Source organism: Microcystis sp. M049S2 (genome assembly GCF_020245625.1).
GTDB classification, from domain to species: Bacteria; Cyanobacteriota; Cyanobacteriia; order Cyanobacteriales; family Microcystaceae; genus Microcystis; species Microcystis ichthyoblabe_A.
This window is the reverse complement of sequence record NZ_JADBUN010000147.1, coordinates 1-12042: the sequence shown is the minus strand read 5'-3', so window position 1 is coordinate 12042 and position 12042 is coordinate 1. Positions and strand designations below refer to the sequence as shown.

At 41.0% G+C, this 12042-nt stretch carries 12 protein-coding genes; 3 read left to right on the top strand and 9 right to left on the bottom strand.

The window, feature by feature from the left end; genetic code table 11:
- Nucleotides 1-172 precede the first annotated feature (172 nt).
- The 4 genes from IM496_RS12505 to hpsP form a co-directional block, all read right to left on the bottom strand.
- Nucleotides 173-1507: a flotillin family protein gene (locus IM496_RS12505; RefSeq protein WP_194013794.1), complete on the bottom strand. Its 1335-nt coding sequence runs from the start codon at nt 1505-1507 to the stop codon at nt 173-175.
- A 28-nt stretch (nt 1508-1535) separates the two neighbouring features.
- Complete coding sequence (locus IM496_RS12500) at nt 1536-1877, bottom strand: hypothetical protein (protein WP_104397234.1); 342 nt, start codon at nt 1875-1877, stop codon at nt 1536-1538.
- 48 nt (nt 1878-1925) lie between these two features.
- A complete protein-coding gene (locus tag IM496_RS12495) occupies nt 1926-2492 on the bottom strand; it encodes a glyoxalase-like domain protein (RefSeq protein ID WP_194013792.1) in 567 nt (188 codons plus the stop codon).
- A gap of 516 nt (nt 2493-3008) precedes the next feature.
- Nucleotides 3009-4169 carry a hormogonium polysaccharide biosynthesis glycosyltransferase HpsP gene (hpsP, locus tag IM496_RS12490; RefSeq protein ID WP_287662088.1) on the bottom strand — a complete coding sequence of 387 codons (1161 nt, stop codon included), beginning with the start codon at nt 4167-4169 and terminating at the stop codon, nt 3009-3011.
- 79 nt (nt 4170-4248) lie between these two features.
- Here hpsP and IM496_RS12485 point away from each other — a divergent pair, with 79 nt between their 5' ends.
- On the top strand, nt 4249-4635 hold the full coding sequence (locus IM496_RS12485; protein WP_287662087.1) for a hypothetical protein: 387 nt from the start codon (nt 4249-4251) through the stop codon (nt 4633-4635).
- 81 nt (nt 4636-4716) lie between these two features.
- Here IM496_RS12485 and IM496_RS12480 read toward each other — a convergent pair whose 3' ends face one another.
- Nucleotides 4717-5475 (bottom strand): GAF domain-containing protein, encoded by a 759-nt coding sequence (locus tag IM496_RS12480; RefSeq protein WP_287662085.1) that lies wholly within the window; start codon nt 5473-5475, stop codon nt 4717-4719.
- A gap of 239 nt (nt 5476-5714) precedes the next feature.
- On the opposite strand from IM496_RS12480, the gene lnt reads away from it, so the two are divergent.
- Nucleotides 5715-7241, top strand: coding sequence for an apolipoprotein N-acyltransferase (gene lnt / locus IM496_RS12475; RefSeq protein ID WP_287662084.1), 1527 nt, complete (start codon nt 5715-5717; stop codon nt 7239-7241).
- A 60-nt stretch (nt 7242-7301) separates the two neighbouring features.
- The gene (locus IM496_RS12470; RefSeq protein ID WP_002740130.1) at nt 7302-7544 is read left to right on the top strand and encodes a DUF8620 family protein; all 243 of its coding nucleotides are present in this window, start codon (nt 7302-7304) and stop codon (nt 7542-7544) included.
- A 220-nt stretch (nt 7545-7764) separates the two neighbouring features.
- Here the strand turns inward: IM496_RS12470 and recQ are convergent, their stop codons facing one another.
- The 4 genes from recQ to IM496_RS12450 all read right to left on the bottom strand — a co-directional run.
- Nucleotides 7765-9870 (bottom strand): DNA helicase RecQ, encoded by a 2106-nt coding sequence (gene recQ / locus IM496_RS12465; protein WP_287662083.1) that lies wholly within the window; start codon nt 9868-9870, stop codon nt 7765-7767.
- Between the two features lie 108 nt (nt 9871-9978).
- Entirely contained in the window at nt 9979-10590 is a 612-nt protein-coding gene (locus tag IM496_RS12460; RefSeq protein ID WP_104397241.1) for a DUF3318 domain-containing protein, read from the bottom strand.
- Nucleotides 10591-11430: 840 nt separating this feature from the next.
- Nucleotides 11431-11772, bottom strand: coding sequence for a HepT-like ribonuclease domain-containing protein (locus tag IM496_RS12455; RefSeq protein WP_194013780.1), 342 nt, complete (start codon nt 11770-11772; stop codon nt 11431-11433).
- On the bottom strand, nt 11769-12042 hold a 274-nt coding region (locus IM496_RS12450), incomplete at its 5' end, for a nucleotidyltransferase family protein (protein ID WP_287662081.1). The genes IM496_RS12450 and IM496_RS12455, both read right to left, overlap by 4 nt.

Genomic DNA, 12042 nt, shown 5'->3' with positions numbered 1-12042 from the left:
TGCTGCTTCGACTGGGAAAATCGATTGATAGAGTCCCAAGTATTGATGAGTTGACATTTCCCCGCTTGCAAAAGACGGGGATTCTTATCGGTGAGATCGAGGGCGGTTTTAACCCTACTCGATCTCGGTAACAATCTATTTTAGAAGGCCTGTCTAGTAGGTTTTCTGACTGCTATTTTTCAATTTTATTGGTGAGAGTTCCCACCACATCAATACCGAGGGTTTGATGGACACTGGCGAGGAATTGATTGACGATTTCGGGATAGACTTTGATCAGGGCAGCCAGGGATTTACCATCACCATTATCAACGATATTAACTCGCTCGAGGTGTAATCGTTTAGGAATTTTAATCGCCTCCTCCAGGATAGTTTCTAACTGTTGAATCAAGAAAATTGCTTCTGCTTCGCTGCCGGTATTTTGCCAGACTTCTGCAAATAATTCGTTAACCAAGGCTTCAGCTTTGGCATTTTCTTCAAAAATTGCCGCTTCTCCTCTAGCGCGGAAAGTTTCAGCTTCCTGCTGCGCTTCTGCGGGTAAAACTTGATCTGCTTGGAGACGTAATCTTTCCAATTCTGCCCTAACCTGTTGCAATTTTTCCTCAACTATAGCACGTTTTTCCTTAGCGGCAGCGATAGTTATTTCTTCTTCCGATTTTGCCTGTTGTTCCAGTTTTGCCTTTAACTTTCTCAACTCATTTTCTTGCTCTAAAATGATAATTTGATCGCGGGTTTTAGCTACGGTTGCTTGTTCCTCACATTCCGCGACTATTTGTTCAGCTTCATTGAGGGCATTTGATTCGGCAATTTCAGCATCACGCATGACTAAAGCAATTCTTTCCCGTCCGAGGGAGTTAAGATAATCCACGTCATCGGCAACATTTTGGATTTTGAGAGTATCAATTTCTAAACCGAGTTTAAACAGATCTTGACTGACGTTACTGGTAATACTTTCGGCAAATTTTAGGCGATCTTCGTTCACTTGTTCGGGGGTCATTGTTGCGACTACACCCCGCAAGTTTCCTTCTAAAGTTTCTTTAGCTACGCGAATAATTTCTTCTCGATCTCGATCTAAAAATCGTTCGATCGCATTGCCGACTATTTCAGGTTTAGAACTAACTTTCACGTTAGCAATTGCCACTATATTCAGGGGAATATTGCCCTTAGAATAGGCATTTTTAATCTCAATTCTGATCGGGGTTGTGGTGACATCCATGCGTTTAACGGTTTCTAAAATTGGAATACGAATCGCCCGACCCCCCGATACTACTCGATAACCTGCATCCTGTCTATCTTTTGATTTGCGTTTCATCCCACTCAGAATTACCACTTCATTGGGTTTACAAATACACAAAAAAGAATTGATAAACCAAATCGCACCGACCCCCAGAAATATCAATAAAGCAATGGGAACACTATTCAATAATAAATTGCCAGCACTGTTATTGTTATTGTTGTCGTATTGGTTGGGATTAATTTGGATGAGATAGGAATTATTTTGACTATTCATAGTTAGTTACCCTTTGGTTTAGAAGAAATTAGAAATCGCCTCTGATATACTTTTCCGGAATGACTAAAACCTTATTGTCTCTGCAACTGAGAATAAATGCTTGATCACCGACATTAAATTGTTCTTCCCCTTCCGTTATCGCTACTATATCGATCAGACTATCCCCGACATTAACTCGCACTTTCCCCTTGCTATTTTTATCGAAGGGGATTTGAACAACTCCGATTAAACCGATGAGAGAGTGATAATCGACGATACTATTTACCTGTTGGTTGCAGCGTCTTAACTTGACTAAAATCAGGAGTAGAATCGCCAAACCAATGCCTACCCCTAAAGAAATTAAAACGATTGTGAGCAGTTGAGCATTCATAGTTTAGTTATTTACCGTTATGGTTGCCCCCAATCAAATTACCGTTAACTAATTTGAGACTTCGGCCATTTCAATCACGCGATCAGCATTATCTTTGACCAAAAAATTTAAAGGTTTATTGCGACGAACTTTATACTTTAAGCGTCGTGATTCCACCCGCATCAGAATTTGTTCTAAACAATCATGATCAAAGCAAACGTGACGATGACGATCCTTATAACCCGCAGTTGCCCCAGCAACGATATGCAGTTGGGTATTTTTCTTCAACTGATACCATAAACCCTGGGGTTGATCTCCCACAGAAGGGTTGGCAGTAGTCACAGCTGGATTACTAGACATATAAAATGGGTCAATCATATTATTGCCCATCGTCTGCTCATAATTGTAATAGTAATGGAGGGGGACATCGGCCGTGGGTAAACTTAAAAGTCCTTCATAAAACTGTCGGGCTGTCTCCAAATCTGTCACCATGATTGTATAAACTTTTGGGGCGCTAGTTAGAAACATCCACATGGCTAAGGCATAAGCGGCCAGAAGCATAACCATAATCCCCTGGGTGGACAGGAGAGTATCAAGGGGTAGAAAAGCGCCGAAGAAAAGATGATTTATCAACACTGATGTGATCCTATTGCCTAAGAATTTCTATCATTCCCTAATTATAATCACGGCGCTGAAACTTAAGTGAAGTAGCTGGTTATAATTAAATTGAAGATAGATTTTGGGTTCGATCCCCCCTTAATCCCCCCTTGATAAGGGGGGATCCGATAGTTTTTAACACCTAACTACTTAGCTACTTAACAGGGTGGGGAGTGACTAAGTTTCGTACATTTGTATTAAAATGCTCCCTATCCAGTTTAAATGCGGTACAATTTGCCTCAAATTCTCCCTATGGGATGAATAAATGATGAGATGATGACATTGCGGAGGGAAATATGAGGAGTTAGCGGAGATGAAAGCGTATATTGGGAATAGAGCCGTCCCTAGAAAGTGAGCCACTGTTATGAATTCTTTTGCACTCCCCGTCTTTCTGCAATCAGGTTTAACCCTACTGGCATTTTTAGTGCTGATTATCCTGATGGCTTAAATCTTAATCCGTCTGTGACTTCGATCGAGCAGGGGACGATCGATAGCTCAGACTAGATTTTGATAGACAGTTAGCATCTGTTCAGCGATCGCTGACCAACTATATTGATTTAAGACTAAATCCCTGGCATTTTTCCCCCGTTGTTGGCGAATTTCAGGATTAGTGATAGCCGCTTCCAAAGTATTAGTTAAATCCTCAAGCTGACAAGCTGTCACCCATCCCGCAGCCGCTGCTGCCACCGCAGGATGCAGATCCACTCGATCAGAGATCACCACAGGAATTCCGGCGGCCATAGCTTCGGCAACCGCGATGCCAAAATTTTCATAGTAGGAAGGTAAAACAAATAAATCGGCCCTAGCGAGGAGGCTATTTTTGACTTCTCCGGTCACGAATCCGGTAATTGTCGTATTTTTGCCCAAGATTGACCGCTCGATCTGATTTTTAATCCGATTTTCGTACTCCCGGTCCTGGGGATTGCTTCCTGCTAAGACAAAATGAAAATCTAGACCATTTTCTAACAACCTTTCTAAACTGGGCAGCAATAAATCTAGACCTTTTTTCGGATCAAGACGGGACATATAGAGAATGATCGGTTTATTTTCGGGAAGCTCAAAACCCTTTACTGGTAAAGCTTGTGGGTTAAAAAAATCTACCCCTAGGGGGATGATAATATCCTTAGTTTTTATATTAAATCTTTCGGCAGTTTGACACTCCTGCTGACTGGTAAAATGAACCGCCGCCGCCGCCGCTAAATTGGTTTTTTCCAGAAAATTGGCATATATTTGTTTAAGTTGCCGTTTTTTTTGCAAATCTGCCGGATCGAGGGTGCCTAGGGGACGGAGAATATAGGGCAGTTGATGATAACGAGCGATCAAAGCCGATATACTGCTTACCGGCGAGAATAAGGCGTGAATATGGGCGATATCGTAATCTTTTGCCCTATTAGCCAACCAAGTAAACAGATCAAGGGAAAATTTATAGCGCCGAAAGGGAGAACAGGGAAAATAATAGATTTGATAGCCATTTTGACTAACAGGGACCCCCAAAGGCACATCTAGGGGTGCTTGTCCCGTGTCACCATTGGAATCGGTGGTGATAATAGTCACATCTTGGCCCAGTTGTGCTAAGGCTGCTGACAAACCAAGTACCATTTGACTAGGGCCACCGTAAACAAGGGAAATCGAAGGAACAATCTGAAGAATTTTCATCTCTTTGGTGCAAGGGTCAAGACTTGTTAAGATTGATTAAGCCGTTCGCTCAAATTTACCACTTCTGTGGCTCTCATTTATGGTAATCGACTTTCTGCCCTTCACTATCAATATTTCTCCGGCTTTTATTGCCGGTAGCTGTCTCTGGTCTTTAGCATTATATTTGGGGTTAGCTGGGGTACGAAATTGGTTTATAGAAATTTTTGATCGCTGGTTTAATTTTGCCGAGCGTTTCCTCTATACTTCCCTAGAGGAGTTTGAAAAAACTCGCGTCGCCAGAGAATCCCAAAATGCTTTTTATGCCTCTATCTTTAGTATTATTCCCTTTCTCATTCTCGGCGGTTTATCCGATTGGTTAATTGAGATTAGTTTAGGAAAAAGTTGGCCGATTAGTGTCGGTATTCTCGCTTGTGTTGCCTCTGGTGTCTATGAATTAGGAAGACAGGATGGCAGCGGCAATCAGTAAATTAAGCTGTTAACTATCTCAATTACTTCTTAGGACAGCACTGGAGTGGCAAGTGAGTCGATTTTAACCCTTGATTATAGCTCAATCTTTTGCTTCTAGACGATTTTTATGTTTATTAAGAGTCTTTTGTAGTAAATTCAAAACCTCATTGGCAATCTCAATAACTTCATGAGTTCCAAAACCGGCCTGAGTTAATTCTTTAAAAAAAGCCTTAGCAACAATTTTGGCTAATTTTGGAGGATAGGGATGGACAGCGATCGAATGTTCGGACTGAATTTCTGCTATTTCTCTAGTCACTGCCATGGCCACAAAACGAGATTTTAACATCCCTTGCAAATGAAAAATTTGCAGGGATTGGGCAGCCTGTTGAGCGAATAACTGCAAGATTTCTAAATCTAATAGTTCAAAATGTTTTTTGTCTAGGGGAAAACTGAGATTAATTACTCCAATTATCTGCTGATTGAGGATAATCGGTGCGGCTATAAAACTATTATTATTTGATTTTTTGGAATAAGGGGCTGCACTGGCAAATGGCGATCGAGTGATATCCTTAATTAGTAGAGGTTTTCCTGTAGTTGCCACAGTGCCGGCAATACCTTGATCAAGTTTAATTATTTCTTGATCAGCTAAAGGTGATAGCTCATCATAATGGGCAAAAACTTCTAGATAATCGGTAATTTCCCCCTTTAATTCCTGTGGAGAGCTTAACAGTATTGAACAGTGCCGCGCTTGCAATTGATGAGCGCTCATACTAGCTATTTTCCGGAAAATATCTTCGAGATTTTCCTCAACATTCAAGAGAAGAGCCAGAGCCGTTATTTTGGGGTTAAAATTATCCATGTATTCAATCACTTAATCAGTCCGAGTTTAGGCTTTCAGGGTGAGGGTAACATTTCCCATCTCCCTGTTTATCTGAGTCTATAGCGTGCCATAGCATCTCATGGAAGGGCTTTTTTTACTCGTTAACTGCTCTATTGTAGATGTAGCCAAAACTTCTGTGTGTCTCTTGTTTTTTGTCTTCCCTCTAGCTACTCTGAGATCTAGTGGGTCAGACCAGTTTAACCTGACTGGAGTGAAAGATGGTGCGTTTTCTCTGGGCAATTTTGGCCGGTGTGGGGATGGGGTTAACAGTAGCGCCAGTTTCTTGGTGGTTACTCGCTTGGATTTCTCTCGTCCCCCTGTGGATGGTTGTGAGATTAGCGGAAAAATCCCTAAAAAAACAGCTTTTATACGGTTTTGGCTGGGGTTTTGCCTACCATGGTCTGGCTTTATTCTGGATCACGGGAATTCACCCGATGACGTGGATGGGTGTCCCCTGGTTAGCCAGTTTGTCAATTGCCCTGTTTTGTTGGTTGTTTATCACTTTTTGGGGAACGGCGATCGTGCTAACTTGGACGTTAGTTATGTTTTATGTCAACAAAAGTGTTAATCAGTCATCCTTTCGGGATGCCCTCCTACGGGTTTTAGTCGGCACTGCTCTCTGGTGTGGGTTAGAATCTCTCTGGAGTCAATCCCCCCTCTGGTGGACTACCCTTGCTTATAGCCAAAGTCCCCATAATTTATTGATTCTGCAATTGGGCAAATTATCGGGTTTTACGACGGTAACGGCGGCAATTGTGGCAGTTAATGGTTTAATCGCCGAAAGCTTGCTCCTAATCCGTCAATCGCGGCAAAATCTCGCTTTTCTCTCCTTACCCCTCCTCATTTGTTTGAGCCTGCATCTCTGGGGATGGAACACATACCATAAACCGATCGAAAAGTCAAGGGATTTAGGGATAAAAATTGGCGTAATTCAGGGCAATATTCCCAACACGATTAAACTTTCGCCCCTAGGATTTCAAAAGGCGCTCGAAGGTTACACCTCTGGTTATCAAATTCTCGCTGATCAAGGAGTAGATGCCGTCTTAACTCCTGAAACCGCCTTACCCTACTATTGGGAGAACTTAGTCAATAATAGCTCGATTTATTCGGCAATTTTAGCCAAAAAAACGCCGATCTGGTTGGGTGCATTTGGCAAGGTGGACAAGGGTTATAACAATAGTCTCTTGACCATTGATGGCGAGGGACGGGTGATTAGTCGGTATGATAAAGTAATTCTCGTGCCTTTAGGCGAATACGTTCCTTTTCAGGAAATTTTGGGCGGAATTGTTGATCGCCTTTCTCCCTTGCAAGCGCATTTAATCCCGGGAAATCCCGATCAAATTATTGACAGTCCTTTCGGTAAAACCATTGTGGGCATTTGTTACGAATCGGCTTTTTCCGAACATTTTCGCCGTCAAACTGCTAGGGGAGGCGAATTTATTATTACTGCTTCTAATAACGCCCATTATAACCACGCCATGCCCGCTCAACACCATGCTCAGGATACCATGCGAGCGATCGAAACCGATCGATGGATGGCCCGGGCCACCAATACGGGTTATTCTGCTTTTGTCGATCCCCACGGTAATCAGCTTTGGCTATCGGATTTGGATAAATATCAAATCCATAGCGAAACAATTTATCGACGGGATACGAGAACTTTATATGTGCGCTGGGGAGACTGGTTAACTAAAGTTTTAATCATTACTGCCGGACTAGCTTGGCTCTGGAGAGCTTGGGATTAAGGTGACAGTGCTATACTTTTTCGTGAATAAACTGTATAAATAACCTAAGTTTTTGATGCAATGAAAGAGCAATTTGTCAAGTGGTTGAATAGAATCTTAATATTTGATGTGTTTTTAGTGATAGCGGGTTTTCTCTGGTTTGCCGTGGCTGTTATCGGTGAATCCACGGGAATTCCCCTAGGATTTAAACTTTTTCAGCGTCTTTGGCTGCCCTTATTCAATCCTGCTATTAGTATTTTAATTGCGGGGGCGATTTTAAGCTGGGCGATTAATAAAATTCAAGAACGTTTGTCCCCTAAATAGAATTTGCTTAATTCAGTGATCAGTAAACAGTAAACAGTTATCAGTTCACTGTTCACTGTTCACTGTTCACTGTTCACTGTTTACTGATCACTGAAAAAACTCCCCACTTCCCCACTTCCCCACTTAATAATTCATAATTCATAATTCATAATTCATAATTTATAATTCATAATTCATAATTCATAATTCATAATTTATAATTCCCCCTCTCCTATAGCTTTTAAAGTCGTCTTTGCCAAGCAACAACTAATTTAATTTCCTCATAACTATAATTATCTCCCAGATTTTCTTTGAGAGTTTTCAGGGATTGAACGCCAACTTTTTTAATCGCTAAACGAATATATTCCTGTTTATTCTTAGAAACTAACTGATTAATATCAATTTCGTAACCAGCTTCCAGCAATTTAGCTAAATGTTCATAGATTGTTGAGACTTTTAAGCTTCTTTTACGAGCGATTTCTTCCACATTCAAACCATCTTGATAGTATTGGAGAGTGAGAAATTGAGTAGAGGGAAGACTATCCTGACAAAAATCATTAATTGCCGCTATAAATATATCCCCATACTGTTGAACTTTGCTTTGTCCTACTCCAGAAATTTGACGAAACTGCTCTAAACTCCGGGGTTTTGATTGGGCCATCAAACGCAGACTAGAATCATGGAAAATAACGTAGGGAGGAACCCCTTGACTATCAGCAATTTTTTTCCGCAGTTGTCGCAAGCGATCAAATAATAAATCACTTTCCATCGTATTGGGATTGTCGTCTCCCAAGATTTGACCGTTAGCTTTTTGGGGGACGGCAATAAACACGGAACGCTGTTTCCGCATCACTTCCCAACTATGTTGATTAAGTTTCAAGATTCTAAAATTGTCTTCTGTTTCTACCAGTAGATTTTGCTGGACAAGGGAACGACTTAAACGTTTCCACTCCCCGAGAGTTTTATCCTTACCGATGCCATAAGTGGATAATAAATGATGTTGATATTGGGTGATTCTTTCACCTTTTCCTCCCCTGAGTACGTTGATTATGTGCATCATACCGAATTTTTGTCCCGTCCGCGCTACACAGGATAAAAATTTTTGTGCCTCGATTGTCCAATCCTCAGAATTGTTCCCATTCCGACAGTTATCACAGTTACCACAGTTACCCGCAAAACTTTCGCCAAAGTACCCTAGTACACTCGATCTTCTGCATTCAGTCCCTTCAGCATAATCTAACACCTGTCGCAATTGTTGACGAGCTTTCTGTTGTTCATTTTGCTCGGTTTTTTGGTTAATAAAATACTCAATTTTTCTGGCATCGGCAAAACTAAAAAAGAGGGTACATTTAGCCGGTTCTCCGTCCCTACCAGCGCGGCCAGATTCTTGATAATATCCCTCTAAATTGCGGGGTAAATCGTAATGAATGACAAAGCGTACATCCGGTTTATTAATCCCCATACCGAAGGCAATTGTCGCCACCATAATCTGCACATCATCCCGAATAAAACGGGTTTGATTTTCGCTTCTTTCCCGATCCTCCATACCCGCGTGATAGGGTAGGGCATTAATACCATCTTTTTGTAACTGTTCGGCAACTTGATCGACGGTTTTGCGACTGATACAGTAAACTATTCCTGATCCTTTTTGTCCTTTAATATATTGATACAATTGCTGATAAGATTTACTGGTTTTAGGTTGAACTTCATAATAAAGATTAGGACGATTAAAACTAGCAATATGAATGGAAGTATCTCGCAATCCTAATTGTTGGATAATATCTTCCCTCACCTGTTGGGTAGCGGTGGCAGTTAAAGCGAGAATTGGCACGGAGGGAAAGCGTTGACGGACTTGTTTAATTTGTCTATATTCAGGACGAAAATCATGGCCCCAATCGGAGACACAGTGGGCTTCATCCACCGCTAAACAGGCTAAACCGAGGTAATTATCAATAACAGCTAAAAAGTCTAAAAAACTAGGCGATAATAATCTTTCTGGGGCGACATATAACAGTTTAATTTTTCCTTGCAGGATTAAAGATTCTCTTTCTCTGACTTGTTTAGCGTTTAAAGTACTATTGAGAAATGTTGCCCCGATGCCATTATCAGCTAAAGCAGTTACTTGATCCTGCATTAAGGCAATTAGGGGAGAAACCACCACCGTCACCCCTTTTTTAATTAAAGCAGGTAGCTGAAAACAGAGAGATTTACCGCCTCCGGTGGGCATAATTACTAATAAATCCTGATCATTTAAAGCAGCCTCAATTATTTGGCGTTGATTCGGTCGAAATTGATCGTAGCCAAAGTGATGTTTTAAGACTTTTTCTAAAGAGTCAATTGCAGCCATTGAGCAAGGGGAAAAATATTTTTATAGTAGTTATTTTATGGTTAGGGATTTAAGTGATCAGTGATCGGTAATCGGTAAAAAGAAAGCCAGTAGCCAAAACAACTGACCTTAAGATTGTCTCACCTGATCGGGAACACCAACAAAGGAGAGATTGGCTAATTTTTTCAGATTTTGACAGCGCAATAACTCGTTAAAATTGAGACTCGATCGCCCTTCAATTTCAGCTATAGTCTCAATAGCCGATAATAAACTTTTAGCGGCCTCGGTTTCCGTGTAACCGCGTCTAACGGCCACTTTTAGGGCCGCTTCATCCGCGTCTAATTCCCGTTGGGGGCTGCGTTTTTCCCGCCAAATCCGGTTAATTGCCAAGGCAGTTAAACCCCCCGCTACTGCCATACCGACGGCATCGGTTTGTAGGGTTTCCACGGTTAAACCGATGATACCAGCCAGAGCAATTACTCGATCGAGATCGGGTTTAAACCATTTTACTGCCGTTAAAACACAGACAGCCCTTAACAAGACTAAATCCCGTTGGGATCTTGATAATTGCCGCCAGAGGTCAAAATTAATTGGAATCGGTCTGACTCCTCTTTGCCAGGGTAGGGGAAAATTAGTTTCGATTACCTTGCTGCTTTCGGGTTTGCTGACAATGCGCGTCATCATCCGTCCCGAAGCAGGCATGAGGTCTAGTAAATGACTAATCTCGTTGTCTTGGTTCATCGATCGCCGGCCAATAGTCTTCAATCATTGAGTATAATCGCTTTCTGAGTTAATATCTCTTTTCCGACAATTTTCTCAACGAAACCGCGTGATACTAAATTCGGTTATTAAAAACTGATTATTTATTCCCCCTTTTGCCTCTTGCCTTCTGCCTCTTGTCTCTCCTCATAAGTAGCCTATGCTCAACGGATTTAGTATAGACCTCTTGCAAAAGTCTTAAGTCGATCCTTGTACAGCAACATTTTTGAAGATTATCAACTACTAATAAATAATTAACTGAAAGTCCCTCCCATTATTGTTTCTATCGTTTGTTTTCGGATTTATGCAAGAGGTCTTATGAGTCCCTACCGTTCGGCTTTGAGGGGTTCGATGCCCCGAACATCGCCCATAAATTCGTGTATCTTCCTCAAAATCCTCATGTGTTGATTATTAATGAGGGGATGAAACAACTTACCGTTCGCTCATTTCTCGAGCCGAAAATTTTATAAATTGTCTCAAATGGTTTCTAGCAAAAGCATTGAGCGTTCTACTCGAATATTTATTAGTACAAAAAGACCATTTTGAGCTTAACGAATTGATTGGGGTTTGAGCGAGACAATAGGCGATCGCACTCTCGGCAATGTTCTACTTACCTTACTCGCTAAAAAGCATACAGAATAAAGGTAACAGCAACTTTAAAACCCTTCCCCTAAAAAATTAAGCGAACAATGAGTCATGAGAAGCGATCTCCGATTCCGACGGATTTAGGTGTTGGGTTTTAGGTTTCGCTTTCCCCTAAAATTGAGAGGTTTTCTTTAACCCATTGATTCGCTCAACTCAACCTACAAAATTAGACTTTGATTAAGTATTGACTGATTCTAGATGCCTTAAAATCTGTTCTCTTAAATTATCCAAATAATTTTCTACCACATCCCAAACTGTATTAAGGTCAATTCCCCCTAAATAATCATGTACTAAAATATTCCTAAAACCAGAAATATTACGCCAGTCAACATCGGGAATATTTGCCTTTAATTCCTCCGAAAGCCGTTGAGTTGATTCTGCCAAGGTTTGTAAGCGTATAATGATAGCATCGCTGATCATTGAATTAGCAAAAAACTCCTGTTTTCCTCCTTGGGAATATTCCTTAATTTTATCAATACAGTCTAAAATATATCCAAGATAAACTTGATCTTCATTCATAACTTAATTGCCTCCTTTAAAATTCGCTGTTTAATTAGATGATGAAGGCTTTTTTCAGTTACTACATCCACTTTACACCCTAAGAGATCCTCTAAATCAACTAATAATCCACCTGGAAACCAAGGGGATGTTTTAGCTAAATCATAATCAATTAAAAAATCAATATCACTATTTTCGGTTTCCTCACCTCTAGCAACGGAACCAAATACACGCACATTAAAAGCACCATGTTTGGTGGCAATTTTTAGGATATCCTCTCGTTTGTCTTGT